Annotated in this window: 26 protein-coding genes, 1 tRNA gene and 1 pseudogene; 5 read left to right on the forward strand and 23 right to left on the reverse strand. The window is 34.4% G+C overall.

All coding sequences use genetic code 11. The features are described 5' to 3' along the window. Positions 1 to 66: 66 nt before the first annotated feature. From J7E44_RS20870 to holA, 3 genes are all read right to left on the reverse strand, one after another. Positions 67 to 151: transfer RNA gene (locus tag J7E44_RS20870), tRNA-Ser, on the reverse strand. Positions 152 to 379: 228 nt separating this feature from the next. Continuing rightward, positions 380 to 1,321 carry a thioredoxin-disulfide reductase gene (trxB, locus tag J7E44_RS20875; RefSeq protein ID WP_214833248.1) on the reverse strand — a complete coding sequence of 314 codons (942 nt, stop codon included), beginning with the start codon at positions 1,319 to 1,321 and terminating at the stop codon, positions 380 to 382. Positions 1,322 to 1,570: 249 nt separating this feature from the next. After that, on the reverse strand, positions 1,571 to 2,608 hold the full coding sequence (gene holA / locus J7E44_RS20880) for a DNA polymerase III subunit delta (protein WP_214833250.1): 1,038 nt from the start codon (positions 2,606 to 2,608) through the stop codon (positions 1,571 to 1,573). A 6-nt stretch (positions 2,609 to 2,614) separates the two neighbouring features. On the opposite strand from holA, the gene J7E44_RS20885 reads away from it, so the two are divergent. The 3 genes from J7E44_RS20885 (at position 2,615) to J7E44_RS20895 (ending at position 4,987) form a co-directional block, all read left to right on the forward strand. Then, positions 2,615 to 3,049: a type I restriction enzyme HsdR N-terminal domain-containing protein gene (locus J7E44_RS20885; protein ID WP_200245366.1), complete on the forward strand. Its 435-nt coding sequence runs from the start codon at positions 2,615 to 2,617 to the stop codon at positions 3,047 to 3,049. 449 nt (positions 3,050 to 3,498) lie between these two features. Then, a complete protein-coding gene (locus J7E44_RS20890) occupies positions 3,499 to 4,110 on the forward strand; it encodes an HAD family hydrolase (RefSeq protein ID WP_214833252.1) in 612 nt (203 codons plus the stop codon). 133 nt (positions 4,111 to 4,243) lie between these two features. Then, a complete protein-coding gene (locus J7E44_RS20895) occupies positions 4,244 to 4,987 on the forward strand; it encodes a dienelactone hydrolase family protein (protein WP_214833254.1) in 744 nt (247 codons plus the stop codon). A gap of 105 nt (positions 4,988 to 5,092) precedes the next feature. Here the strand turns inward: J7E44_RS20895 and J7E44_RS20900 are convergent, their stop codons facing one another. The 9 genes and pseudogenes from J7E44_RS20900 to J7E44_RS20935 all read right to left on the reverse strand — a co-directional run bounded on the left by J7E44_RS20900 (position 5,093) and on the right by J7E44_RS20935 (position 10,236). Then, a complete protein-coding gene (locus J7E44_RS20900) occupies positions 5,093 to 5,452 on the reverse strand; it encodes a cupin domain-containing protein (protein WP_214833256.1) in 360 nt (119 codons plus the stop codon). Next, positions 5,449 to 5,979, reverse strand: coding sequence for a GNAT family N-acetyltransferase (locus J7E44_RS20905; protein WP_214833258.1), 531 nt, complete (start codon positions 5,977 to 5,979; stop codon positions 5,449 to 5,451). The genes J7E44_RS20900 and J7E44_RS20905 overlap by 4 nt, the downstream gene beginning before the upstream one ends. A 4-nt stretch (positions 5,980 to 5,983) precedes the next feature. Continuing rightward, positions 5,984 to 6,589 carry a DUF2911 domain-containing protein gene (locus tag J7E44_RS20910; protein WP_214833261.1) on the reverse strand — a complete coding sequence of 202 codons (606 nt, stop codon included), beginning with the start codon at positions 6,587 to 6,589 and terminating at the stop codon, positions 5,984 to 5,986. Between the two features lie 107 nt (positions 6,590 to 6,696). Beyond that, positions 6,697 to 7,245, reverse strand: coding sequence for a DinB family protein (locus J7E44_RS20915; protein ID WP_214833263.1), 549 nt, complete (start codon positions 7,243 to 7,245; stop codon positions 6,697 to 6,699). Between the two features lie 54 nt (positions 7,246 to 7,299). After that, positions 7,300 to 7,833: a Crp/Fnr family transcriptional regulator gene (locus J7E44_RS20920; RefSeq protein ID WP_214833265.1), complete on the reverse strand. Its 534-nt coding sequence runs from the start codon at positions 7,831 to 7,833 to the stop codon at positions 7,300 to 7,302. A 46-nt stretch (positions 7,834 to 7,879) separates the two neighbouring features. After that, the gene (locus tag J7E44_RS23995) at positions 7,880 to 8,395 is read right to left on the reverse strand and encodes a methylated-DNA--[protein]-cysteine S-methyltransferase (protein WP_251040646.1); all 516 of its coding nucleotides are present in this window, start codon (positions 8,393 to 8,395) and stop codon (positions 7,880 to 7,882) included. A 12-nt stretch (positions 8,396 to 8,407) separates the two neighbouring features. Further along, positions 8,408 to 8,926 (reverse strand): annotated as a pseudogene (locus tag J7E44_RS24000) (bifunctional transcriptional activator/DNA repair enzyme AdaA); the annotation flags it as partial. Continuing rightward, positions 8,926 to 9,699, reverse strand: coding sequence for an isocitrate lyase/PEP mutase family protein (locus tag J7E44_RS20930; RefSeq protein WP_251040641.1), 774 nt, complete (start codon positions 9,697 to 9,699; stop codon positions 8,926 to 8,928). The pseudogene J7E44_RS24000 and the gene J7E44_RS20930, both read right to left, overlap by 1 nt. Positions 9,700 to 9,765: 66 nt before the next feature. After that, entirely contained in the window at positions 9,766 to 10,236 is a 471-nt protein-coding gene (locus tag J7E44_RS20935) for a DUF1203 domain-containing protein (protein ID WP_214833268.1), read from the reverse strand. Positions 10,237 to 10,373: 137 nt separating this feature from the next. Between J7E44_RS20935 and J7E44_RS20940 the strand changes: the two genes are divergently transcribed. Further along, on the forward strand, positions 10,374 to 11,222 hold the full coding sequence (locus J7E44_RS20940) for a pepsin/retropepsin-like aspartic protease family protein (protein WP_214833271.1): 849 nt from the start codon (positions 10,374 to 10,376) through the stop codon (positions 11,220 to 11,222). Positions 11,223 to 11,275: 53 nt separating this feature from the next. On the opposite strand, the gene J7E44_RS20945 is transcribed toward J7E44_RS20940, so the two are convergent. The 8 genes from J7E44_RS20945 to J7E44_RS20980 all read right to left on the reverse strand — a co-directional run bounded on the left by J7E44_RS20945 (position 11,276) and on the right by J7E44_RS20980 (position 21,720). Next, complete coding sequence (locus J7E44_RS20945; RefSeq protein ID WP_214833272.1) at positions 11,276 to 13,147, reverse strand: hypothetical protein; 1,872 nt, start codon at positions 13,145 to 13,147, stop codon at positions 11,276 to 11,278. Positions 13,148 to 13,167: 20 nt separating this feature from the next. Further along, positions 13,168 to 14,319 (reverse strand): ABC transporter ATP-binding protein, encoded by a 1,152-nt coding sequence (locus tag J7E44_RS20950; protein ID WP_214833274.1) that lies wholly within the window; start codon positions 14,317 to 14,319, stop codon positions 13,168 to 13,170. 118 nt (positions 14,320 to 14,437) lie between these two features. Further along, positions 14,438 to 14,941 carry a hypothetical protein gene (locus J7E44_RS20955; protein WP_214833276.1) on the reverse strand — a complete coding sequence of 168 codons (504 nt, stop codon included), beginning with the start codon at positions 14,939 to 14,941 and terminating at the stop codon, positions 14,438 to 14,440. A 188-nt stretch (positions 14,942 to 15,129) separates the two neighbouring features. Beyond that, positions 15,130 to 15,618: a DinB family protein gene (locus J7E44_RS20960; RefSeq protein WP_214833279.1), complete on the reverse strand. Its 489-nt coding sequence runs from the start codon at positions 15,616 to 15,618 to the stop codon at positions 15,130 to 15,132. Positions 15,619 to 15,681: 63 nt separating this feature from the next. Next, the gene (locus J7E44_RS20965) at positions 15,682 to 16,098 is read right to left on the reverse strand and encodes a hypothetical protein (protein ID WP_214833281.1); all 417 of its coding nucleotides are present in this window, start codon (positions 16,096 to 16,098) and stop codon (positions 15,682 to 15,684) included. Between the two features lie 139 nt (positions 16,099 to 16,237). Beyond that, positions 16,238 to 19,420, reverse strand: a complete 3,183-nt coding sequence (gene carB / locus J7E44_RS20970) for a carbamoyl-phosphate synthase large subunit (protein WP_214833283.1) — start codon at positions 19,418 to 19,420, stop codon at positions 16,238 to 16,240. Positions 19,421 to 19,669: 249 nt separating this feature from the next. Continuing rightward, complete coding sequence (locus J7E44_RS20975) at positions 19,670 to 20,746, reverse strand: carbamoyl phosphate synthase small subunit (protein WP_214833284.1); 1,077 nt, start codon at positions 20,744 to 20,746, stop codon at positions 19,670 to 19,672. 83 nt (positions 20,747 to 20,829) lie between these two features. Then, the gene (locus tag J7E44_RS20980; protein WP_214833286.1) at positions 20,830 to 21,720 is read right to left on the reverse strand and encodes an aspartate carbamoyltransferase catalytic subunit; all 891 of its coding nucleotides are present in this window, start codon (positions 21,718 to 21,720) and stop codon (positions 20,830 to 20,832) included. A gap of 242 nt (positions 21,721 to 21,962) precedes the next feature. Here J7E44_RS20980 and J7E44_RS20985 point away from each other — a divergent pair, with 242 nt between their 5' ends. Continuing rightward, entirely contained in the window at positions 21,963 to 22,424 is a 462-nt protein-coding gene (locus J7E44_RS20985) for an Lrp/AsnC family transcriptional regulator (RefSeq protein ID WP_214833288.1), read from the forward strand. Here the strand turns inward: J7E44_RS20985 and argH are convergent. The 3 genes from argH to argB all read right to left on the reverse strand — a co-directional run bounded on the left by argH (position 22,421) and on the right by argB (position 25,880). Continuing rightward, the gene (argH, locus tag J7E44_RS20990; protein ID WP_214833290.1) at positions 22,421 to 23,725 is read right to left on the reverse strand and encodes an argininosuccinate lyase; all 1,305 of its coding nucleotides are present in this window, start codon (positions 23,723 to 23,725) and stop codon (positions 22,421 to 22,423) included. The two genes, J7E44_RS20985 and argH, sit on opposite strands and share 4 nt — an antisense overlap. Before the next feature lie 303 nt (positions 23,726 to 24,028). Beyond that, the gene (locus tag J7E44_RS20995; RefSeq protein WP_214833292.1) at positions 24,029 to 25,111 is read right to left on the reverse strand and encodes a M20 family metallo-hydrolase; all 1,083 of its coding nucleotides are present in this window, start codon (positions 25,109 to 25,111) and stop codon (positions 24,029 to 24,031) included. Beyond that, complete coding sequence (gene argB, locus J7E44_RS21000) at positions 25,086 to 25,880, reverse strand: acetylglutamate kinase (RefSeq protein ID WP_214833294.1); 795 nt, start codon at positions 25,878 to 25,880, stop codon at positions 25,086 to 25,088. The genes J7E44_RS20995 and argB overlap by 26 nt, the downstream gene beginning before the upstream one ends. Between the last annotated feature and the right edge of the window lie 5 nt (positions 25,881 to 25,885).

Consider the following 25,885-nt stretch of genomic DNA (forward strand, 5'->3'; position numbering starts at 1 on the left):
TTTAGCACCTATTTTAGCACCTAGAAATGATAAGTCCCTGTAGATAGTAATCTACAGGGACTTTTGCGGAGAGAGAGGGATTCGAACCCCCGGACCTGTTACAGTCAATAGTTTTCAAGACTATCGCAATCGACCACTCTGCCATCTCTCCTTAAACTCCAGTTATACTGTCGTTTTCAGTGGTGCAAATATAGAATGTTTTTTAATTCTGACAAAATAATTATTAGATAAATTTTAGCAAATTGAAATAATCCACTAAAAATCAACTTAATTATTTTCTGTAATCTACTTACTGATCAACAAAATTTGAGAAAATCAGATAAAAAATAAACGCATCAAATCAATGATGCGTTTATTGTATATTATATCAAAATAAGTATTAATGTAACTCAGCAAGATACTTTTCAGCATCCATTGCCGCCATACATCCACTTCCAGCAGCTGTAATTGCTTGTCTGTAAATATGATCCTGAACATCACCAGCAGCAAAAACTCCAGGTAAGTTTGTTCTTGTAGATCCCTTTTCTGTTAAGATATATCCGTTTTCATCCAAGTCAATTTGTCCTACAAAAATATCAGTATTCGGTTTGTGACCAATAGCGATAAAAATTCCGTGAACATCAACCGTAGATTTTTCCTGAGTTTGGTTATCAATAACAACCGCTCTTTCAACAAGATTATTCTCCCCTTCTATTCCTATTAATTCGTGGTTGAATTTCACTTCAATGTTTGGTGTATTTTCTACTCTGTGGATCATCGCTTTTGAAGCTCTGAAAACATCCTTTCTCACCAACATCGTCACGTTATTAACCAATTTTGCAAGGTAAGTTGCTTCTTCCGCCGCAGTATCACCGGCTCCTACTACTACTACATCTTTTCCTCTGTAGAAAAATCCATCACAAGTAGCACATGCAGAAACTCCACCTCCATTATATTTTTTTTCGTCATCAAGACCTAAATACTTAGCTGTAGCTCCTGTAGAAATAATCACGGTTTTAGCAAGGATCTCTTTATTTCCGGCAAATAATTTGTGAACACCACCCTTTTCTTTAGAAAGTTCCACTTTCGTGATCATTTCATAATGAACTTTGGTATCAAATCTTTCCGCTTGTTTTTGCAAATCCATCATCATTTCAGGACCTGTAATACCAGCAGGATATCCGGGAAAGTTATCAACCTCCGTTGTCGTTGTTAATTGTCCGCCTGGCTCTAAGCCTGTATATAATTCAGGCTTCAGATCTGCTCTTGCAGCATAAATTGCCGCTGTAAAGCCAGAAGGCCCTGATCCAACTATTACACAATCTAAAATGTTTTGCTCCATAATTTACTTTTCAAAAAGATTAAAATTAAAGTCTGCTAATTTCGTAATTTTTAATGTTTTATTAAAGGAATTTTAATGATACTTGTCAATAATCAATATGTCGACTGTCAATGATTGTTTTATACGTTGCTGACCGTTATTGGGGCTCATTTTCGAAATCGCGAAACGGCTTTTAAACAACTTGCAACTAACAACATTTAACTTCCTTCCCCGTGACTCGCATCCCGGACCTCCCAACTCTACAATAACCTAAACTTTCATCTTAAATTTATCGACATTAATAATCTTATATACCAATTCCTTGATCAACTCCGCTTCACTCATATTTACCGCTCCCAGACCCTTTCCTTTCATATCAAATTCCCTTAAAATAGAAACCACTCTCGTAGCGTGTTTTAAAGGATATAACCTTGCACTTTCTGCGTAATCTTTGATGAAGTAAGGATTAATCCCCATTTGGGAAGCAATAGCCTGTGGCGACTGTCCCGGCATTGTCTGATAAATAATAACATTTGAGAAATAGTTATACAAACTCGCCAACATCATTACAAAAGGATTATTCTTAGGATTCTTTCCCATAAAATGGGCAATTTTAAATGCTGCATTTGCATTTTTCGTTCCTAGAGCCTTTTGGAGTTCGAAAACATTATATTCCTTACTGATTCCGATATGGTTTTCGATAATCGTGCCATCCAAAAGCTCTCCTTCTTTAAGGATTATTTTTAATTTACCCAGTTCATTGGCGATCCTTGAAAGATCATTTCCAAGATATTCTGCTAAAAGGTGAGAAATATTTGGGGCTGTTTTTATGCTTAATTTAGAACATTCATCAGCAATCCATTTTGGAAGATTATTCTCTCTGATCGATTCACTGAGGAAAAGTGCTTTGGCCTTATCTAAAGCTTTTGTCACCTTTTTCCTGCTATCCAGCTTTTTATGTTTGTGGGCAAAAACCAGAACTGTTGATGGAATCGGATTTTCAACATACGCCTCCAGAATTCTATTTTCTTCTTCATTAAGTTTTAGATCCTGAGCTTCTTTTACAATAATCACCTGTTTATCTCCCATCATAGGAAACTGCCTTGCCAAAGAAAGAACTTCCTGATAAGAAGTATCTTTTCCATAAGTCACGGTCTGGTTGAAAGCTTTTTCATCTTCTTCCAAAAAGTCGTGTTCAAGAGCTTTTACAGCAACGTCAATAAAATAAGGTTCATCTCCGTGGAAAAAATAAATCGGTAAAACTTCTTTATTTTTAATATTTTTGAGGATTAAATCTAATTCTTTCATCTTTTAATGGAACTTCCAAAACTGAATTTTCAGGAAACTTTTGATTTTAAATTCAAGAAAGACAAAGATAAGTTTTTTATTTATGATTTAGTTCGTAAAACTTACCTTTTGCTTACCCCTGAAGAGTGGGTAAGACAACATTGGATACATTATTATCTCACAGTAAAATCCTATTCTGTATCTGCATTGATTACAGAAAAAAAGATCGTTTTAAATGGTCTTACTAAAAGAATTGACCTGCTTATTACAGAAAAAGCACAGCCAAAAATTTTAATCGAATGTAAGGCTCCACAGATCAAACTGACTGAAAAAACTTTTGAGCAAACCGCAAGATACAATTCAATTATTGGCGCTAAAGAGATCATTTTAACCAACGGCTTGCAGCATATTAATGCTTATTTTGAGAATGACCAGTATCAATTTTATAAAGCAGATAATTAATCAGTTTATATATTTATCTAGGGAAAATCCTGCGCAAAGTTTGTCATTCAGATCTAAGCGAATTGGCGTCTGGAATCTCAGTCTTGCCTATTCATAGATATAAACCAAAAAAGTCATAAAAGTTTTAATGTACCCCAAAGACTGCATTTGAGTTTTTGAAAATACTAAATTTTAAAAAGAATCTTCTTTGGCTCTGTTGTTAACTAAAGTTCACAATTTTTAAATACATATGATAGTTAATATGACTTTAAATTTTTATAAATTTAAAGTGCTTTAATTAAAGTCACAATAAAAGGACACATAAGCATTTTGGAAATCTTTTGATTCTCGTCTTAGGTGATCTCCTTATTTTTCAAAACAAAAAACTTCAAATTTTAAATACCCAAAAAAAACTTTTGTTCCTTTTGTGGTCAGATAAAATATGGTTAAATAAAATTTAAATGATTGATATGAACATCAAAAACATAATATTCGATTTCGGGGGCGTTTTAATGGATTGGAATCCAAGATATTTTTTTAAAGATTATTTTAATGACGATAACAGAATGGAATATTTCCTTACCCACATTGCTCAATCGGAATGGAATGAAGAACAGGACCGGGGAAGAAGTCTCATGGAAGGAACCAATATACAGGTTCAGAAATTTCCTGATTGGGAGAGAGAACTCAGGGCTTATTATGACAATTGGCATGTCATGTTGAAAAGCGAGATCCCACAAAATGTAGAAGTTCTTAGAAAACTAAGCAAAACAGATTATCATTTGTATGGATTGACCAACTGGTCCGAAGAAACCTTTCCTTATGCTTTGGAAAACTATGACTTTTTTCAGCTTTTCGATGGTAAGATCGTCGTTTCAGGAACTGAAAAATTAATAAAACCTGACCCTAAAATCTGGCATCTTTTATTGGAGCGTTATAACATTCAAGCTAACGAATCCCTTTTTATTGATGATAATCCCAAAAATATAGAAATGGCAAAAACCCTGGGCTTTCATACTGTTCAGGTGTATGCAGATACTAATCTAGAACAGGAACTGATTGATATAGGGCTAAAGTTCTAATAACTTATAATAATATTTTGACAATCATTATTATAAGTTATTTTTATTAATTTAGATGTAGATTTCTATTGATATGATAGGTCATTGCCAATTGAAATGACAGGATCAAATCTTATTTAAAAAATTACAAAATATGATACGTTCAATCTTATTAACAACTCTCTTTATGACATCTGGAGCTCTATTCAGCCAAAACCTTAAAACAGTTTCCTACCAGGACGGCTCACAAAAACTGAATGGCCTAGTAACTTCAAACGCCGGAAAAAAACTTCCGGGAGTATTGGTATTACCCGCATGGAAAGGAATTGATGATGAAGCTAAAAATGCAGCCATAGAACTTGAGAAGCAAGGTTATATTGCTTTTATAGCAGATATTTATGGAGAAGGAAATATCCCTGCGGATAATGATGCAGCGGGAAAAACCTCAGGACATTATAAACAAAATTATGCAGAATATCAGAAGCGTATTTCATTGGCACTGGATCAACTTAAAAAAAGTGGTGCTGTTGCTAATAAATTAGCAGTTATCGGATACTGTTTTGGTGGAACTGGAGCATTAGAAGTTGCCAGATCTAATATGCCCGTAGCCGGCATTGTTTCCATTCATGGAAGTATTGGTAAGGACCAAACTAGAAAAAATGGAGCAATAGGTCCTAAGATGTTAATTGAAAATCCAGCAGAAGACAAAGGAGTAACCCAACAGGATTACGACAATCTGATCAAAGAAATGAATGAAGGAAATGCTGACTGGCAAATTATCACCTATGCACACTCTAAGCACACTTTCACGGATCCAAAATCTCCTGATTATAATGAAGTAATGGCAAAAAGAGCCTGGAATCATACGTTGATGTTCCTGAAAGAAATTTTGAAGTGAAAGCTTCAATCTAACAATTTACCAGTTTAATAATGTAGCAATGATATGGTCACTTGATTCAATTTTGCAGCATTAATTTATTGGTAAATTGTTACATTAAAAAAATTATCCTTCTCTATTCACCAAATCCATCGAAAAAGCAGGAAGGCAGATTGCAATGTACTCACAAGGCTCGGTAAAAGGGTTGCTGTAGCGGACTCTTGCTCCTTTTTCCACCATAATACTCTGTCCTTTTTCAAGGGTGACTATTTCACCATCTATTTCAAACTGCTTTTTTCCTGAAATAATAATTGTAAATTCATCAAATTGAGGCGTCTGATGGGGTTCACTCCAATCAGGTGGTGCTACCATATGAGCGATGGATACATTAGGATTTTGCGTAGAATTTCCCCAATGCTCCTCGATCAATTTCCCGTCTGTTGTAGGAACTACAAATGGTGATTTCTGAATTTTATATTTTTTCATTTCAGCCAATTTTCCTTTTTTATTTCATATACAAAATTGGTTCTTGTGGGTTCTGCAAAATAGGCTACTTCTTCTTCCCCTATTTTTTCTCCACCCAATCTTTCCAAGGCAATTTGGGAACGGAAGTTCTCTTTCCCAATATGGAAATGAACTTTATTTACAAATTGAAAAATATAATCCAGCATCAGTTTTTTAACTCTTGGATTTACCCCTTTTCCCCAGGATTTTGTGCCATAAAAAGTATATCCAATAAAAATATGATTGTCCTTTTCATCAAAATCATAGTATCGGCTGCTTCCCAATATATTCCCGGAAGCTTTATCTATAATTTTAAAAGCACCTTTACTTTCAATCGCACCTTTAAAAAAACTCTCAAAAACCTCTCTTTTGTATCGGTCTTTATTAGGATGCTGTTCCCAGACTCTGGGATCAGAAGCTACTTCATATACAGATTCAAAATCCCCTTGTATTAAGGGGATTAATTGAAATTCATTATCTTCTAAAATAGATTGAATAGAAAAATTCATTGTCTTAGCTTTTTGTTTTAGCAGCGTCAGTTTCTATTTTTTTGATTTCTTTCAGTTTATCTGAAATTTTGATTACGGCATCTAATTTTGCAGGTTTTAAGGCAACTTCTGCCTGAGCCATATCCCATTTGATCACTAAATTCCCAGAATTTTCATCCGTAGGATTTAATGTAATTTCAAACCATTCTTGCTTGTCAGCTAATTTATTAACAGGGACAGTAACATCTACCACATCCTGTTTCGGATCGTAGGTATAAGCACCCCATTGTTGAAAATCCTTATTTAAGATCACTTTCCATTCTTTATCCGTTGGAACGATAAATAATCCATATGTTCCTGCAGGCACCATTTTACCACCGAAGTTAACAGCCTGTCCGAATGTAATTTTTGTAGATGAGTTGGCCCCTGCTCTCCAAACCTGTCCATAAGGAACTAATTCTCCAAAGATTTTACGACCTTTTACACCAGGTCTTCCATAATCGATACTGATTTTAGACATAGAGAACTGCTGTTCCACCTTCTGACGCGGACTTGCAGCCGGTACTGAATAGTCTTGTGCAAAACTTAAAGCTGAAGCCGATAGGCAAAGTGCGAATACTAATTTTTTCACGTGTAAATTTTTGTTTAAAAGTACGAAATCAAAACAAAATAGTCTGCTCCAATTTCAATAATTTTTATAATATCCACATTATTAACTTTTCTATTTTTTCAAAAATTTCAAACAGCCAGTAAAACCTTTTTTGTCTGTTCAATATGCCTAACATTATGATAAATAACAAAACGTAACGTATCACCTAGTTTCAGTTTGATCAGTTTTGAAATACTTATACTTGTTTTTGTCTTCTCCAGATTAATGTTTCTGGATTTTTCCAACAGAACTAATAGTTGTTGCTCTTGCCAAATGAATTTTTTCAATACTCCTTTATCCAGCTTAGCGCGGATAGGATTCATTGTTTTAAATGTTTTCATTGTATTTAGCTTTTCTTTTGGCAACATCGACTTTGCAAAATAATTACCAAGGATTCCCGGTGAAAATGTAGTCTTTGTAGTAGAATGAGAAGAAGATATCCTGTGTGTAATCTCCGGAATATAAAAATCTCCGTAAAGATTAAGATGTTCAATACACTCCAGAACACTCCAGCTATTTTCGGATGTTTTGTGATTCAGCTCTTGATCTGTTTTCTGCAAAAGTGTTTCTACATATTGGATGTGTTGTTGGGTAATCGTCGTTAATTCTGATATTAATTGCGAAGAAGAAATTTTCATTGATCCTTTTTATGCAAATTTCTGTATTCCTACATTTCTAAATATTGACTGAACTCAAGATTTTTTTAATCTCGATAATGTTTCGGGACTCATTCTAAGGTAATTGGCAATATATTTATTGGGGATTTCCTGAAATAGCTTCGGACTTCTTTTTAAAACCCTTTCGTAACGTTCAAGAGGTGAGTTGATCAAAAGATCTTTTTCTCTTTCAATCTGTTGTAAAACAAGATCTTCTAAAATAAAAGTCCATAATTTTAAATGCTCATCACTCGATTGAATAAATTCGTAAAAATCCTTTTTTGTTGCTACTTTTACCTTTGTCTTTTTAATCGCCTGAATATAGAAATCCGATGGCTTATCTGATAAAAATGAATCCAGGGAAACAATGATATTATCCTTATAACCAAACCTAATGATCCGTTCTTCATCTTCATCCATGATAAAAATACGGACACTTCCCTCTTCCACAAAATAAACATTCGTGTCTATCTCGTCTTTTATTTTTAGAAACTGGTAACGTTGAATGTTTTTTTCAGTTTTAAACAGATCAGCATCAATCAGTGTTTGGATTATATTTACAGAACTCATAGATTCAAAATGACCTTAATATCAGGGTCTATAAATTTAAATAAAATCAGAATAATATTGCCTTCTCTAACTCCAATAACTTTTGTTTCCTCCAGATTCCTCCTGCATATCCTACGAGATCACCATTAGAGCCGATGACCCGATGACAGGGAACTAAAATAGCTATTTTATTGATTCCATTTGCTGTTCCGACTGCACGTATTGCTTTTGGATTTCCTAAAAACTCTGATTGCTGTTTATAAGTTCTGGTCTCTCCCATTGGAATTTCACATAAGAGATGCCATACTTTTTCCTGAAATTCAGTTCCGGTGATATATAACGGAACATCAAAAGTTTTTCGCTTTCCTTCAAAATACTCCTGTAGCTCCTTTTCTAATTGCTGAAAGTGTTTATTCTCACCCTGAACGATCTCTGCATTTAAAGATTTTGACAGTGATGCAAACTGTTTATCCATATTTTTCCGATCTGTAAACTCCAGCAAACAAATCCCTTCATCTACTGCACAGGCAAACATCGGTCCCAGTGGAGTTTCAATTCTTTTAAGATCTATTATTCCTTGCATTTTGGTATTTTTAGGTGAGACACCTACTATATTTTTAAAACGTTCATTAAATCCACTTAAGCTCTCATATCCTGAATCGATCGCAGCTGCTATAATACTCTCACCATTTTTTATCTTTTTGAAAGCTTTATTCATGCGCAATTTTCTTTGATAGGCCTGAAAAGTAATTCCATGATTTTTCAGGAACCACCGACGAACCGTTACCGGTTCAATATGTCTGGTCATTAAATCGGCGTCTTTGATTTTTAAAGATTCATCGCGCATTAGTTCATTCAGCAATTCCTGAATATAAAGTGGTGTTTCGTTTAGTTTTTCAAGAGGCTTACAAACTTTGCAGGCTCGATATCCACTTTCTATAGCTTCTTTTGTATCTAAAAAGAATTCTACATTTTCTCTTTTGGGTTTTCGGGCAGTACAGGTGGGCCGACAGAATATCCCTGTCGTTTTTACCGCCATCCAGTAAGTTCCTTCGAATGTGGAATCTTTTTCCAAAGAGGCCTGATACATTCTATCTTCTGTAAGTCTCATCATTACATAAAAATGGGTGAAAAACTTTGTTTTACGAGTACCTCACGGCCTGCATCTTCCAAATGATTATAAATATACCCATTTAAAAAATTTCCTGAAGAAATTCTTTTAACTCCTAAATTTTTAAGGGTCTCAAAATCGGGCAAATCGGGCATACACATTACATTAATTGGAGTTTCTGTAGAATTTACAATGGTTTTGATATCGTTTTCATCCGTAATACAAGGAACGAAAATTCCATCTACTCCTAATTCTTCAAAAATCCTTATTCTTTGCAGTGTTTCATCTACAGGATTTTCAATTCCTAACAAAAAAGGATCAGTCCTGAAATTGATGAAAATATCAATATTGTCCGCTTTCAATTTTGAAATAACCGGTTTAAATTTTTCATGGAGCTCTTCTTTCGTTAATAACTTTCTGGCTCCATCAACCACAACACTGTCCTCTATATTAATACCAACTGCACCAATGGCTGCTAACCTTGAAATATTTGAAACAATCTGATCGCTTGTATTTCCGTATCCACCTTCTAAATCTACAGATAAAGGAATATTCGCTGATTTTAATATTCTTTCAGCAATATAGAAATATTCATCGAAACTCATCTCCTCTCCATCCTCGTATCCTAAACTATGAGCTACCGCAGAGCTAGAAGTGGCTAATGCTTTATATCCTAACTTTTCATATACTTTAGCACTTTGTACATTCCAGACATTTCCTACTAATAAAAGGTCATCATTTATATGCAGATCTTTAAAAATTTGAATATTTGTCATTGTTATTTTTTTATAAAGTTAATAAGAGTATGGCTTATTTTGCAACCGAAAAATGGACAAGTATTTTTATGCTCTTCTTACAACACCATTAAAACATCCTGGTTTTGCATTGTGAATGTGTACATATTCGATTTCCTGATTTTCAAAAATCTCCTGAATCTTTTCTTTCAAAAGTTTTCCCTCAAAAACGTCTGCAAAAAACATCATCCCATCTTTGGTATAGCCGCGAGCAGAAAGAAGTCTATGGTTAAACATTATTGGAACCTCATTAATTTCATACATTTTTGTTGAGTGGTTTGTTCTTACAAAAATAGGCCCGCTGGCTTTATATGGGGAATTTACATTGTGAAAATCATAATTAAGAAGGAAAACCTGCTCGTCTACCTTTGCATCTTCCAAAGTAACCCGGCATGGAAAACCAGGAAATTTATCTACCACTAACTTTTTAATATTTTTTTCTGAAAGTTCAGCATCTGATAAGCGACTCAAGTAAGCAAAATCTACATCATTCAGTGCTTCAAATTTAAAATTGTTCATATTTTTTCTTACAAATTTAAATACAGAAAATCCGCACTGCAACCGAAAAACAGACAAGTATTTTTATGTTCTTTCGCATTTCAAAAATAAAAGGTAATTTTCTAAACTTAAAGTTTCAACCAATAACCATTTTACTGATGTTTACAAAACTTAACATTCTATTTCTTTTTCTTTCATATTTTATTGTAGTTCAGGCACAGGAAACAATTCCTTTTCGACTTACTCAGTACAATAATATCATTGTCAAAGCTTTGATAAATGATAAGGACTCTCTGGATCTGATGTTTCAAATTGCTATGGCAGATGCCTCCATTTCCCCTGAACGTACTAGAAAAGCAGATCATATTATTTTCAAGGATGAGATCAGTGAAAATAATACCATACAATTAGGAAAAATAGTAACAAAAAATGTTCGGTTTTTCGATAATGAGCTGACAGGACATGAAGCCGACGGGAAATTTGGAACAGGTATTTTTTCGGGAAAAGCTTTCAAGATCGATTATGATAATAATAAGTTCGTTATCTACGATCAGCTGCCAGATTTAAAAGGTTATCAGGCTATTAAACTGTATCCTGAAAGAGATCAGCTATTCATTAATGCAGAGAATATCATTGATGGAAAATCAGTTGAAGGTCATTTTCTTCTACAATCAGGATATTCCGGAGGATTGCTTTACAATAATCAATTTGCCGAAGACAACGGATTAGACAAAAAACTGGAAGTAACAGGAGAAAAAACATTAAAAAACTCCAGTGGTAAAAGTGTCATCACAAAGCAAGGTATTTTGCCCAAATTCAAAATAGGAAATATAATGATGGAAAATGTATCTGCCGGGTTCTTTGCGGGAGATCTTAAAACACAAAAAGTAAGCTATTTTGCAGCCGATATGATACGAAGGTTTATCTGGATCTTTGATGCTGACAGAAAAACAGCATATATAAAGCCAAGCAAATATTTTTCAGTACCTTATTATAAAATTAATTAAAAATAAAAATCCTCATCTTAATATGTGATGAGGATTTTCTTATGTTGTTTAAATTATTGTGGCATTGCTTTCCATTTTTGAAGAATGGAAGTATAGAAATACATAAATATAAAACCACATACAAATATAATAAAGCTCAGATTAAGGCCCATAGAATCAATAATTGTTGGACATTCGGCATACGAATGTACAGTACTCGTACTTATACACGTCGCTTTCTGATGGATAGTGATAATTCCGAAGATAAGAAATAAGAAAAGCACAAATCCACTCATTGAAATAGTAATAAAAATCGAAGATACCAGCTTTCCAACTTTTCGCATCATCAATAAGGGAACTAAAAGAATGATCAAAGAGATAAAAAGAGTAAAATAAGAAGCAAAAAACTCTTCCTTTCCCCGGACTAACACAGAATATAAAACGGTAAGTAACGTGACGGCTAAAATCAATACTCCGGCACTGATGACACTGAATAATAGTGATTTCAATCCTACAATTCTAAAACTAAAAATAAAAGCTGCCAGGAAAAAAGAGATCCATAAGTAGATATGAATATTCTCCGAGAAGAAATCCATATTTTTTATTGTATTAACATTGTTCAGAACATCTTTCAAAGAATCTGTGTAAAAGTAATAGTCTGTAAGATTATTTTTAAAATACTTTTCAGGAGAAACCTGTTGATGAATATCAGGGTTAAGAGCTACTATAGCTAAAGAATCCCTTACGATCGTTCCATTATCCGCAATAGCCGCTTCGGTATCTGTAACAGCATAATCAGCTTCATATTCTCTGGAGGTTGATGGATCATCAGCTTCATTGTAGTTTCTAACCTTTCGTATAAAATATTTGGGTTCAAAATTATTATTCTGTGTGGAATAGATCATTTTCGCCCATTCTTTAGCTTCCAGATTAGTCTGTATTTTATATTCTTTTGATATTTTCAAAAAATCAGAAAGTAAGCTTTCTAATTCTGCAGGATTGTTTTTATTTAAAAGATCAGTAGTCTTTTTATTAATTTCAAAAGCTAATTTTTTGTAGTCACTGCTTGTATAACCTTCCGTATTCATATCATTATAATTTTGCTCTTTTACATAATGAACATCCTTAGAAGTCTCATCATAGAAAATTTTAGAAAAATTATAATAGCTTAAACCTGTTGTCTGAATATATGATGAAAGATCCACAACCTCTTTTTTGAAATAGAATGTACCAGAATTTTCTTTCAGTTCAGAATAAGCGACAGCCGTTTTATTAGTTCTTTCCGGTTCAGGAATTGCAAAATTTCCATATCTATCTTTTTTAGCAGACGTCTTGGAATACACAGAATAGTATTGATATACCCTGTTATAATAAATAAAATATTTTTTAGCCGTGTTTATTTTATTAATATCCGTTTCACAGAAAAGATCTGCAAAAGGTTTTGGAAACTTTCTGTTATCCAAGGTATAGGCTTCAAGTTCCTGTGAAAGAAAGGGTGAGGTTCTATTAATAATATCTATATTTTTCTCTACTTGTTGATCAGGGTACTGATGATTAATAAACATCCTGAAACCTATCATATAAGAGAAAAAGAAGGTAGTACTGGTAAAAAGGATGATAAAATACTGAACAAACTGTGAGAATAATTTCCATTTTGAAACAGGATAAAAATTCTTGAACGCATTGTTTTTGAACATCATTATGAGCCAACCTACAATCATTAAAATAGAGATGATGAGATGAATGAATATAACACCATTTTTAAAATAATCATCTTTTACACTATAGGTCTGAAGGGAGCGCGGATCCATATGAGACCAATATCCTATTGCGAAAAACAAGATATGAATAAGTGCACTTACCAAAAGCATCCACACGATTTTTGTGTTCCAGATGGTTGGGTATCGCTCCAGTAAATATTGATTGAGTTGATTTATTTTTTGCATTTTGATCGAATTAAAGAAGATTAACTAACGAAAAATCTTCTTGTGGAAGATGAAATATTACGGATATAAACAATGTTGGTTTTAGCATTTCCCAATGAAGACATTACATCATAAAATTCTGTTTCTACAGAAAAATAGGCAACATATACTCCACCATTATAATTGAGTTTTTCCAGTTTTAAAGCTTTAAAAACTTCTAAAAGTTCATCTCTGGAACTGGGAGTATCAATTTCAATGATCAAATGGTTTTCTTCATTGTTCTTAAGATCAGAATTATCCTTGTATTGTCCGTTTTTCAGGAAAATAACTTTATCCGAAACCTTTTCCACTTCATACAATTGCTGAGAACTTAAGATCAAAGCAATGGGATTATTTACTGAATTAGCAATCGCTTTCAAGTCTTCCAGAATCACCTGTTGGGCCACCACATCAAGATTAGCTAAAGGCTCATCCAACAACAGAATTTCAGGTTTTCTCAAAAGAGTGCGTGCCAGTTCAAAGCGCATTTTATATCCTGAGGATAGTTCGCTCCATTTTAAATGTTTATAATTCCACAATCCGAGACGGGCGATCATCATTAGCGTTCGGGTTTCATTTTCTTCTGTATTCACCCCGTAATTGGCAAGGACAAATTTAAGGTTGTCTTTAAGACTTCCATACCATTTGGCAGTTCGTTGCGGAATGTAAACCAATTTTGTACGAAGATCATAATCATTCTTTGGTTCCTGGTTAAATGAATATTGCAACTGACCTTGATTATAAGAAATTTCTTTTGCTAAAATTCTTAAAAGGGTGGTTTTCCCATTACCATTTTCACCAACTAATCCATAAACCTGACCTTTATTAATTGAAATGGAAACAGGTCCTAAAGAAAACCGATTACTACCATATGATTTAGAAATATGCTCTGCGTGAAGCACTGATTTTTCTAAAGGATATTCAGGAACTTTAATTGCTTCAATTTTCTGAAGCAGATCTTTTGATTTATCAATAAATTCTTCGGTTTTATCTGGGTATTGTTCCTTCCAGTCCGTTAAAGAAATTGCTTCGTTGTAAATACCCATATTCTGAGTATCCATAGCACAGTCAAGCAATTTTCTGAATCCGAGAATAGTGTCTTTATTATCAAAGAAATGATACACGTCCGCTACTCTTTGCTGATGTTTCGTCATTTGGTGTTTAAATATTATTTTTACTTTCTAAAGATATAAATTTTGAAGCTGTTTCCTCTTAAAATAGAAAAGAATGCATCGCTGCATCCTTTTGATATCTATGTTATTTTTTCATAATCTATGTAAGCATTGATGACATCATCATAGACATATAATAATTGGCACAATGTAGAGAATTGATCAATAGTATTTCTTTACTGGGTAGAATCTCAAAAGCTTCTGATGTTGTTATTTGGTATTCATAATTCATGGTGCTCCATTTGAGATCCGGCTTCATTACCAAAAGTTCAAGTCCTTCCTGATCTGTTAGTACAAATGATTCTTTAAAAATACCTCTGTGCTTAAAAGCATAGCTTCTCTTCAAGTCGTCAAAGTAGGTTTGTATAACAATTTCCCCATTCCAGTTCAGTCTGAATTTTAAAAGGATCTTTTCATTGTCCTTTAACTCAATGGTTGTTCCCCAAAACCCCTTCGGTTCAATATGATACTCCAAACCATCTACAATTTCTATTACAGCATTAAACTTAAACCAACTATTATAAATAAGTTTTCCAATTAACCTGCTCTCTTTTGTTACTTCAAAAAATAAAGAATTGCTTGATTTTGCTTGATATTCTGCCATGGTTATTTTTTAATTTGGTGGAATTTCTATTGGTTTTTAAATAGTATTAACAGCCTGAATTTTAACGCTCTAATTTATAAATAAATCAGCAAATATTATTTATTTTTAAACTGATCTCACAAAACTCTGCAAAATTAATTTTTAATTACATCAATTTACCCATTCAACAATAACATGTTCAACTATTTTTATTTTTGCCCATGCAATATAATTTTGAATTTTTCAATTTGTCGTCTATGACGTAAAACATGAACAATTGCATGTTCCGTTAACTGTTCTATGTCATAAACTTGTCCCCACAAAGTATTTATTTTTTTGGTGTTGTCAAATTCTTCAAGCTGATCATCATGAATATTTCTGAAAGTTTCTACGGTAAAGACGAATAAGCGGTCAAAGTCTTTACGATAATCATCTATTGTCCAACGAAGTACAATGTCTGGATATTTTACATTTTGCCCCATTAATCGGATATCGATAGCATAAGCAAATCCTGCACTAACCACATGTGCCAGTATTGTCTGAATCGATTTGCAGTTAGAGTCACTTGTTTCAGCATCAATAATTGTAATTAGTTCATCATCTGAAATGTCAGTAATTACCTGTTGCAAGTCGTTAATTGCCCTTTCATATTCGTCGAGCAATGCACCAACGGCACCTTCTCTGTAAGTTTTAATCATAAATCCTATTAATTAGTTAGGTTTTGATAAATCACATTCTTTCGATTACTTTTTAAATACTCCCTATTCAAGATAATATTGATCAAATTCAATAGGATTTTTAGGTTTATTTATTCCTGTCCTATTTTTAAAATCTTCCTCAATTTCAAAATTTTTCTCTGTAATAATAATCTCTTTATTGTTTTTGAATAATTTTAAAAGTTCAGCTTTATATTTAGAGTTGAGTGACTTAAAATAATTATCATACAAACATATTCCAACTTCTTTTTCAGCAAATTGTTTTCCGAATGACGTTGTTGCCCTAGGCTTTATGTAGTAATCTCTTAAACTCCAATCATCAAAATAATAGTCCCTGTAAGTAGATTCACAATCAAGTATTTTTATTTTTTCAGTCTTATATGGATTCGCTAACAACACATAAAAGAAAGCGGCTAAAAAACCTAATATTAGGACTCCTAGAATTGTTATTTTAGTTTTCATTGTTTATAAAAAATCTTTGAGTTTATTTGAATTTCTATATAATATTAATACTATCTAAATTATACAAATAATTTAATTTTTATAAAAAAACCCCGTAAGTTTTCTTACGGGGTTTTAAAATATATTTGCTTTTCAAAGATTACATCGCATTCATTTTAAAAGTCATACTTTCGATCACTTTTAAAATAGCCTCTACCGTATCCATTGATGTTAAACATGGTACTCCATTTTCAACACTCATTCTTCGGATCTGGAAACCATCTCTTTCAACCTGCTTTCCTTTGGTCATGGTGTTGACTACATATTGTACTTTTCCTTTTTGGATCAGGTCGATAAGGTTTACACTTTCTTCTCCGATTTTGTATCCTATTTTACAAGGGATTCCTTTTTCTTCAAAGAATTTAGCCGTTCCTTCTGTTGCCCAGATTCTGAATCCAACTTCATGGAATCTTGCAGCCAGATCAGCAGCTTCCTGCTTGTGTTTATCAGCTACTGTGAATAATATTGATCCGTGCATCGGAACTTTTCTTCCTGCTGCAATAAGTCCTTTATAAAGAGCTTTTTCTAAAGTGGTGTCTTTCCCCATCACTTCTCCTGTAGACTTCATTTCTGGTCCTAAAGAGATATCAACTTTCGTTAATTTTGAGAATGAGAACACCGGAACTTTTACAAACACACCTTCTTTTTTCGGAACCAATCCGTTTTTATATCCCAGATCTTTCAGCTTCTGACCTAAGATAGCTTTTGTCGCTAAGTTAGCCATCGGTACATCTGTAATTTTTGAAAGGAAAGGAACTGTTCTTGATGAACGTGGGTTCACTTCGATCACGAATACATTTCCATCAAACAGAACATATTGGATATTCATTAATCCAATAACATTCAAGCCTTTTGCCAGTCTTTGGGTGTAATCTACTAAGGTGTCAATTTCAGCTTGAGAAACATTTTGTGGTGGATATACCGCTATAGAGTCTCCGGAGTGAACTCCCGCTCTTTCGATATGTTCCATAATTCCAGGAATGATTACCGTTTCTCCGTCACAGATCGCATCTACCTCAACTTCTTTTCCGGTAATGTAACGGTCTACCAATACCGGGTGTTCCGGGCTTGCATCTACCGCAAATTCCATATAATGAGCCAATTCTGATTCTGTATACACGATTTCCATGGCTCGCCCTCCCAGTACATAACTTGGACGAACTAAAACCGGATAACCAATCTCATTAGCAATTTTTATCGCTTCTTCTTTTGATGTCGAGGTTTTTCCTAAAGGCTGAGGAATTCCCATTTCCTGCAGCGCTTTTTCAAATTTATCTCTGTTTTCAGCTCTGTCAAGGTCTTCTAATGAAGTTCCTAAGATCTTTACTCCATAGCTTGCCAGTTTATCTGCTAAGTTAATCGCCGTTTGTCCTCCAAACTGAACAACTACTCCCATTGGTTTCTCAAGGTCGATGATACTCATTACATCTTCTTCCGTTAAAGGTTCGAAGTATAATTTATCTGAGATTGAGAAGTCTGTAGAAACTGTTTCAGGGTTATTGTTGATGATAATCGCTTCGTAGCCCATTTCTTTGATCGCCCAAACTGAATGTACTGTAGCATAGTCAAATTCTACTCCCTGTCCTATTCTGATTGGCCCTGAGCCTAAAACGACCACTTTTTGTTTATCTGAAACCACACTTTCATTTTCCTCTTCATAAGTTCCGTAGAAATAGGGTGTTTCACTTTCAAATTCTGCCGCACAGGTGTCTACCATTTTGTAAACCGGTATCACTCCATTTTCTTTTCTGAAATTGTAAACCTCTCTTTGAGTAGATTCCCATAAGTGAGCGATATTCTGATCTGAGAAACCTAATTTTTTAGCTTTAATTAAAATCTCTTTATCAAATTTATGTTCAGCAATTGTTTTTTCGAAGTCAACCAGTTTCTTTAATTTATAGATAAAGAACTTGTCAATCTTACTCCATTCTACAATCTGTTCCCAATCGTAACCTCTTCTTAAAGCATCACAAATGATGAATAATCTTTCGTCATCACAAACTCTGATTCTTCTTTCGATGTCTTCGTCTGTTAAAGCTGCAGCTTGTTTTGTTTTTAATCCTAAGTGTCTTAAACCTGTTTCCAGGGAACGTACCGCTTTTTGTAAAGATTCTTCAAAGTTTCTTCCGATAGCCATTACTTCTCCGGTCGCTTTCATCTGTGTTGAAAGTCTTCTGTCCGCAGTTTCAAATTTATCGAAAGGAAATCTTGGGAATTTAGTTACCACATAGTCCAAAGCTGGTTCGAAACATGCGTAAGTTTTTCCTGTAACCGGATTCATGATCTCATCAAGGGTTAACCCAACTGCAATCTTAGCTGCAATTTTAGCGATCGGATATCCCGTCGCTTTACTTGCTAAAGCTGATGATCTTGAAACCCTCGGGTTTACTTCAATGATATAGTATTCAAATGAATGTGGATCCAAAGCCAGCTGTACGTTACATCCCCCTTCAATCCCCAGTGCTCTGATGATTTTTAGGGAAGCATTTCTCAACATTTGGTATTCTCTGTCTGAAAGCGTCTGTGAAGGCGCTACCACAATTGAGTCTCCCGTATGAACTCCCACCGGGTCTATATTTTCCATGTTACAAACCACAATTGCATTGTCGTTCGCATCACGCATTACTTCGTATTCGATTTCTTTGAAACCTGCGATTGATTTTTCAATAAGACACTGCGTTACCGGACTGTATTTCAATCCCAGTTCTGCGATCTCTTTTAATTCAGCCTCATTGGAAGCGATTCCACCTCCAGTCCCTCCCATGGTAAAGGCAGGACGAACAATAACAGGATATCCGATTTCTTCAGCGAAATGAAGAGCTCCTTCTACTGTAGTTACAATATCAGATTCCGGAACCGGCTCGTTCAGCTCTCTCATTAATTCACGGAACAGATCTCTGTCCTCCGCTCTGTTGATCGCTGAAAGTGTAGTTCCCAATACCTCAACTTTACATTCTTCAAGGATCCCTGATTTCTCCAATTCTACTGCCATATTCAATCCAGTCTGCCCCCCTAAAGTAGGAAGCAACGCATCCGGACGTTCCTTTCTGATGATATGACTTACAAACTGAAGGGATATCGGCTCGATATATACTTTATCAGCGATCTCCACATCCGTCATAATCGTTGCAGGATTTGAGTTGATCAAAATTACCTTGTAACCTTCTTCTCTTAAGGATAAACAAGCCTGCGTTCCTGCATAATCGAATTCTGCCGCCTGCCCAATGATGATAGGACCAGAACCGATTACTAAAATTGTTTTTATATCTGTACGTTTTGCCATTTTCTTTTTTTAGATACAAGATGTCAGATGCCAGATTTCAGACTTCCAACATTCTGTTTTTACTTTTTTAAATTAGATTTGAATGTATAAATCATTCTTTGAATTTCATTCAGATTTGATATTAGACTATCAACTTTTTCCACATTAAGTAGTTCTAACTCTTTTGTTAAAATTAATTTCTCAAAATTGTGCATAATTACTTTAATTTTCAAAAGTCTGATGTCTAGTGTCTGCTATCTGATGTCTGTATTATAGCTTCTTAAAGTCTTCCATTAAATCAATAAACTCATCAAACAAATAATTCGCATCTTCCGGGCCTGGACTTGCTTCCGGGTGATACTGAACTGAGAAACAAGGGTGGATTTTGTGTTTCAATCCTTCATTTGTTCTGTCGTTTAGAGCGATGTGGGTTTCGATAAGGTCTGTTCCTTTAAGACTTTCCTGATCTACTGCATAACCGTGGTTTTGGGAAGTGATCGAAACTTTATTCTTCACTAAATCTAAAACCGGGTGATTTCCTCCTCTGTGTCCGAATTTCAGTTTGAATGTTTTCGCTCCACAAGCTAACCCTATTAACTGGTGTCCTAAGCAAATTCCAAAGATCGGAACTTTTCCTAAAAGACCGCGGATCATTTCTAAGGCCTGTTGGTTATCTTCAGGATCACCAGGACCATTTGAAAGCATAATACCATCCGGATCCATTAGTAAGATCTCTTCAGCTGTTGTATCATGTGATACAACGATAATGTCGCAGTTTCTTTGAGAAAGCTCTCTGATGATTCCTAATTTAGAACCGAAATCTACCAATACTACTTTGAAACCTCTTCCCGGATTTGCGTAAGGTGTTTTAGTAGAAACAGTTTCTACCTGGTTGGTAGGGAAAGTTGTTAATTTTAACTCTTCTACAATTGCGTTTTCATCAGCATCTGCATTTACAATTTTTCCTTTTACCACACCTGAGTTACGAAGAATTCTTGTCAGTCTTCTTGTATCTATTCCTGAAATTCCTGAAAGGTTTTTCTTTTTGAACAATTCATCCAAGGTGATCTGAGTACGGAAATTGGATGGTAGATCACAAATTTCCTTTACAATAAGACCTTTAATAGCTGGTTCAATACTTTCATAATCATCGCGGTTGATCCCATAATTTCCGATCAACGGATAAGTCATACATACAATCTGACCACAATAAGATGGGTCGGAAATCAATTCTTGATATCCCGTCATTCCGGTATTGAAAACCACTTCTCCTGCTGTTTCCAATTCTGCTCCGAAACCTTCTCCGTTAAAAACCTCTCCGGATTCTAATATTAATTTCTTTTTCATTTTTATTTTTGTTGTACCATGTATTCATATATAAACCTATAGACGATTTTCATGAATACCTTTTACATTAATACTTTTTACAATTATTTAAACTTAAATCCTTTTTCTTCGAGCGTATTTTTAAGTATCGCCATTCTTGCAAAAACTCCATTCTGCATTTGCTTAAAAATCCTTGAACGCTCACATTCTACTAAATCGGTATCGATTTCCACTCCTCTGTTGATAGGAGCTGGATGCATGATGATTGCTTCTTTTTTCATCGCTTTTTCCCTTTCTTTCGTCAAACCATATTTTCTATGATAATCTGAAGCCGAAAAACTCATTTTAGCGTCGTGTCTTTCATGCTGAATTCTTAATAACATTAAAACATCCACTTCATTGATCAGCTGGTCTACCGACTGGTAAGTTCCGTTAATCAAAGCACCTTCATCAAACCAATCCTCTGGTCCTGAGAAATATACTTTAGCACCTAGTCTTCTTAATGCTTCTGCATTGGAGTTAGCGACTCTGCTGTGCTTTACATCCCCTACAATTCCAACTTTCAGACCTTCAAATTTTCCAAATTCCTGATGGATCGTCATAAGATCCAGCATACACTGCGATGGGTGGTTTCCCTTTCCATCGCCACCGTTGATCACCGGAATATTAATATTTTTTAATTCTTCAAAGAATCCGTCTTTTTTATCTCTTATTACAACTAAGTCTACCCCTATACTCTCAATCGTCTTCACTGTATCATATAAACTTTCGCCCTTATTTACTGAGCTGTGTGAAGCATCAAATGGAACGACCTGCAATCCTAATTTTCTTTCAGCTAAATCGAAGCTTGTCTTTGTTCTTGTACTATCCTCAAAGAATAGATTTGAGCAAAAAACTTCGCCCTCTATTTTAGCAGTTTTTCCATTAGCAAAAGCCAGTGCTTCTGCCAGTATACTGTTGATTTTCTCGGTACTTAGTTCTGTAATCGTAAACATAATATCTTAATTTTTTACATAAAAAAAGCGAAGACAAAATCTTCGCTTAATAACAATAAATATCGTAAAGGGCGCTGTCGCCCGGTAAATCTAATGATATAAATACTCTTTTATTCATTAGGTGCAAAGATATAACATTTCAGCGATACTACAAAATCAAAATCCCAAATAAATTAAAAAACTTCAATCACCCATTATTCTCATTTTTTCTTAATATTTTTGTTAAATCTCAAATCTACACTATGGACGCTAAAGACAAAATGATTCTCAGTATTATTCAGGAAGACTCTACTCTATCTGTAAAAGAAATCTCCGAGAAGATTGGTCTTACCTTCACTCCAACTTATGAGCGTATCAAACAATTAGAGAAACAAGGGGTTATTGAGAAATATGTTGGCCTTCTGAACCGTGAAAAACTGGGACTCAATATTGTTGTTTATTGTAATGTCCGTCTTAAAGAGCAGTCCAAAAAGGTATTGGAGACTTTTGAGAAGAACATTGGAAAATATGACGAAGTTCAGGAAATCATCAGCCTCTCTGGCGAATATGATTATATGCTGAAGATCATTGCCAAGGATATCAACTCTTATAATGATTTTGCTGTAAGTGTGATCTCAAATATTCCTAATATCGGACAATACCACAGTTCCATCGTTTTACATGAAGTGAAAAAATCCACTAAATTTAAAATTGATCTCGCCTAACCCAGTATTTTATTTTTCAGTTTATTAAACTGATAACTTATTTTATCCAGACATAGATTTCCTATACTTCCCTGATGGGTATGGCTAAGATTCGCAATTTTAAAATCAAATTCATTATTCTCTATTTCCTGGCCTACTTTTACATAAGCATCCCGGAAGGAACTGCCATTTTTAACCTCTTCATTAATTTTCTCTACACTGAAAAGATATTTGTATTTTTCATCCTCCAGAATACCCTCTCTCACTTTTATGTTGGGCAAAGTATAATTTAAGATCTCCAGACATTCTTTTAAGGAATCAATAGCTGGAAAAAGAATTTCTTTTGTCAGCTGTACATCTCTGTGATATCCTGAAGGAAGATTATTCGTCAACAGTATAAGCTCATTCGGTAAAGATTGAATTCTATTACATCTCGCTCTCACCAACTCGAAAATATCCGGGTTCTTTTTATGAGGCATAATACTGCTTCCCGTTGTAAATTCTTTAGGAAAGCTTATAAAATTAAAGTTCTGACTTAAATACAAACATACGTCATAGGCAAATTTCCCAAGGGTTCCTGCTATTGTTGCCATGGCCATTGCCAGTAACTTTTCAGATTTCCCACGGGTCATCTGAGCATATACAGCATTATAATTCATCGTTTGAAACCCAAGGTTGTAGGTTGTACTTTCTCGATCGATCGGAAAGGAAGAACCATAACCAGCTGCAGAACCTAATGGGTTTTTATTAATGATATTCTTTACCGAGAACAGCATTTCAACATCATCTAATAAAGCCTCTGCATACGCTCCGAACCATAATCCAAAAGACGAAGGCATTGCAATCTGCAAATGTGTATATCCTGGAAGCAAAACCTCTTTATGCTCTTCTGCCAATCCTATCAATAGCTGAAAAAACTCGTCAGTAAGGCTTGTTATTTCACGAATCTCATCCAGTAAATAAAGCTTGATATCCAATAAAACCTGATCATTTCGGGATCTTGCCGTATGAATCTTTTTCCCTACATCTCCTAATTTTTCAATTAAGATCGCTTCAATCTGAGAATGGATATCTTCTGCCTCTTTGTCGAGTTCGAAACTTCCGTTTTCAATATCTTTTAATATAATTTCCAAAACAGAGGTCATCTGTTCTGATTCTTCATTGGAAATAATTCCAACTTCTGCAAGCATCTTACAGTGAGCCATAGAACCCTTAACATCATATTTTGCTAATCGCTCATCGAAATCAAGGTCTTTTCCTACTGTAAACTGGTTGACTAATATATTGGTGGCAAGATTATCTTTCTGCCATATCTTTTTCATAATTGTCTATTTAAAATATTACTATAATTCGGTTTTAGAGCTGTTTTGTGCTCAGCATGATATTTCTTACTGCTAAAAACTTTAACATCTTCCACATTCAATAAAGTCTTTCATTTTTAATGGTCTTCTTGCATAAATCTTATTAAAAACTGCTTTCTTCATTATAATCATGCTGAGTCAAAACATTTAAAAACTAACTAAAACCAATATTTTTTTTTCAGATTTCAGATACTAGATATCAGATGCTAGACTTATTTAATCCATTTAAATGTCTGATAACTGATGTCTGAGATCTTACGTCTTTTATAACACCTTTTCTAAAATCCGGATATAAATTTCAATTCCTTCTTTTATTTCACTGAGTTCTATATATTCATCCGCCGTATGAGAGCGCCTACTGTCTCCGGGACCCATTTTAACAGAGGTACAAGGTATGATTGCCTGATCTGAAGAGGTTGGAGATCCGTACGTTGTCCTTCCAATTGCCAAACCAGCCTGCACAAAAGGGTGATCCAATTCTATTTTCGAAGAATTTAACCTGAAGGATCTTGCCGTAAGGTTTGATTTCATTTGTGATTGAATAATTTCAAAAACTTCCTCATTGCTATATTCATCCGTCACTCTTACATCCAAAGTAAATTGACATGCTTCAGGAACTACATTATGCTGAACTCCGGCATGAATGGCAGATAGCGTAATTTTAACTTCTCCCAGATAATCTGAAACCTTTGGAAACTTAAAATTTGTAATATGCTGCAAATCCCGCATACATTTTATAATAGCATTATCATTATTAGGATGAGCAGCATGAGAAGCTGTACCCTTCATTTCACCATCAATTACCAAAAGTCCTTTCTCAGCAATCGCAAGGTTCATCTGCGTAGGTTCTCCTACAATAGCCAATTCCACATTGGGCAGTCGTGGAAATAAGGCTTCAATCCCATCAAAACCTGAAATCTCCTCCTCTGCCGTTAAAGCAATAACTAAATTATATTTTAAATCTCCTCTTTCATAAAAATATAAAAACGTCTGTGCTAAAGAAACCAGGGAAGCCCCGGCATCATTACTACCCAATCCATATAATTTTCCCTCTTTTTCAATTGCTACAAACGGATCTAAAGTATAGGCCTTATTAGGTTTTACCGTATCATGGTGTGTATTCAGCAATACAGAAGGTTTAGCCTCATCAAAATGTTTATTGACCGCCCAGATGTTATTTTTAAAACGCTTCGCAGGAATTCCGTGTTTTTGAAAAAAACTTTCTATTTCTACAGAAGTATTATATTCATCCTTGCTGAATGAAGGCATTTCAATCAGTTTTTTAAGCAATTCAATTGCATTATTGAATAACTCTTCTTGATTATAAACAGATTTCAGTTCCTGCATGATGATTTTCTATATGGTTCTTCAATTGGGTTTCTTTAATTAAGAAAACCTTATTTACATTATTTTTAATGGCTCCAAGTGCATTTTCAAGTTTCGGCAAGATCCCTTTATGCAATTTTCCTGCTTCTTTTAAAGTTGAAAAATCTTCCTGAGATACACTTTTAATAACAGAATCAGGGTCATCAACATCTTCCAATACCCCTTCTTTATCAAAACAGTACAACAATTCAACATCATATATTTCTGATAAAGACTGAGCAATTACCGAAGCAATGGTATCTGCATTGGTATTTAAGAGATTTCCTTTCTTATCATGTGTGATGGCAGAAAAAACAGGAACCAGATCAAGATAAAGAAAATAAGAAAGCATTTTTTTGTTGACGCTTTCCTCATCAATATCACCAACAAATCCAAAATTAATTTCAGAGTGATTTCTCTTTTTTGCCTGAATTACATTAGCATCAGCACCTGAAAGCCCTAAAGCATTACAATTTCTGTACTGTAGTTTCGAAACGATATTTTTATTAATATTTCCCGCATACACCATTGTCACAATATCTAATGTCGATTTATCCGTAATTCTTCTTCCATTGACCAACTGCTGAGTTACTCCCAATTTAGCCGCCAGTATCGTTGCCAGTTTTCCACCACCATGAATCAGAATTTTCTTTTCCTTAATATTGGAAAATTCTTCCAGAAACTGATTTAGCATTACCTCATCATCAATCAAGGCACCTCCTATTTTTACAACAAAAAGTTTCTCTTTCATAATAG

This window comes from Chryseobacterium sp. ISL-6, assembly GCF_018613715.1.
In the GTDB taxonomy this organism is placed as follows: domain Bacteria; phylum Bacteroidota; class Bacteroidia; order Flavobacteriales; family Weeksellaceae; genus Chryseobacterium; species Chryseobacterium paludis.

Coding starts and splice junctions, on each gene's coding strand:
- trxB (WP_214833248.1), bottom strand. CDS start 1,321: ATGGAGCAAAACATTTTAGATTGTGTAATAGTTGGATCAGGGCCTTCT.
- holA (WP_214833250.1), bottom strand. CDS start 2,608: ATGAAAGAATTAGATTTAATCCTCAAAAATATTAAAAATAAAGAAGTT.
- J7E44_RS20885 (WP_200245366.1), top strand. CDS start 2,615: ATGGAACTTCCAAAACTGAATTTTCAGGAAACTTTTGATTTTAAATTC.
- J7E44_RS20890 (WP_214833252.1), top strand. CDS start 3,499: ATGAACATCAAAAACATAATATTCGATTTCGGGGGCGTTTTAATGGAT.
- J7E44_RS20895 (WP_214833254.1), top strand. CDS start 4,244: ATGATACGTTCAATCTTATTAACAACTCTCTTTATGACATCTGGAGCT.
- J7E44_RS20900 (WP_214833256.1), bottom strand. CDS start 5,452: ATGAAAAAATATAAAATTCAGAAATCACCATTTGTAGTTCCTACAACA.
- J7E44_RS20905 (WP_214833258.1), bottom strand. CDS start 5,979: ATGAATTTTTCTATTCAATCTATTTTAGAAGATAATGAATTTCAATTA.
- J7E44_RS20915 (WP_214833263.1), bottom strand. CDS start 7,245: ATGAAAATTTCTTCTTCGCAATTAATATCAGAATTAACGACGATTACC.
- J7E44_RS20920 (WP_214833265.1), bottom strand. CDS start 7,833: ATGAGTTCTGTAAATATAATCCAAACACTGATTGATGCTGATCTGTTT.
- J7E44_RS23995 (WP_251040646.1), bottom strand. CDS start 8,395: ATGCAAGGAATAATAGATCTTAAAAGAATTGAAACTCCACTGGGACCG.
- J7E44_RS20930 (WP_251040641.1), bottom strand. CDS start 9,699: ATGACAAATATTCAAATTTTTAAAGATCTGCATATAAATGATGACCTT.
- J7E44_RS20935 (WP_214833268.1), bottom strand. CDS start 10,236: ATGAACAATTTTAAATTTGAAGCACTGAATGATGTAGATTTTGCTTAC.
- J7E44_RS20940 (WP_214833271.1), top strand. CDS start 10,374: ATGTTTACAAAACTTAACATTCTATTTCTTTTTCTTTCATATTTTATT.
- J7E44_RS20945 (WP_214833272.1), bottom strand. CDS start 13,147: ATGCAAAAAATAAATCAACTCAATCAATATTTACTGGAGCGATACCCA.
- J7E44_RS20950 (WP_214833274.1), bottom strand. CDS start 14,319: ATGACGAAACATCAGCAAAGAGTAGCGGACGTGTATCATTTCTTTGAT.
- J7E44_RS20955 (WP_214833276.1), bottom strand. CDS start 14,941: ATGGCAGAATATCAAGCAAAATCAAGCAATTCTTTATTTTTTGAAGTA.
- J7E44_RS20960 (WP_214833279.1), bottom strand. CDS start 15,618: ATGATTAAAACTTACAGAGAAGGTGCCGTTGGTGCATTGCTCGACGAA.
- J7E44_RS20965 (WP_214833281.1), bottom strand. CDS start 16,098: ATGAAAACTAAAATAACAATTCTAGGAGTCCTAATATTAGGTTTTTTA.
- carB (WP_214833283.1), bottom strand. CDS start 19,420: ATGGCAAAACGTACAGATATAAAAACAATTTTAGTAATCGGTTCTGGT.
- J7E44_RS20975 (WP_214833284.1), bottom strand. CDS start 20,746: ATGAAAAAGAAATTAATATTAGAATCCGGAGAGGTTTTTAACGGAGAA.
- J7E44_RS20980 (WP_214833286.1), bottom strand. CDS start 21,720: ATGTTTACGATTACAGAACTAAGTACCGAGAAAATCAACAGTATACTG.
- J7E44_RS20985 (WP_214833288.1), top strand. CDS start 21,963: ATGGACGCTAAAGACAAAATGATTCTCAGTATTATTCAGGAAGACTCT.
- argH (WP_214833290.1), bottom strand. CDS start 23,725: ATGAAAAAGATATGGCAGAAAGATAATCTTGCCACCAATATATTAGTC.
- J7E44_RS20995 (WP_214833292.1), bottom strand. CDS start 25,111: ATGCAGGAACTGAAATCTGTTTATAATCAAGAAGAGTTATTCAATAAT.
- argB (WP_214833294.1), bottom strand. CDS start 25,880: ATGAAAGAGAAACTTTTTGTTGTAAAAATAGGAGGTGCCTTGATTGAT.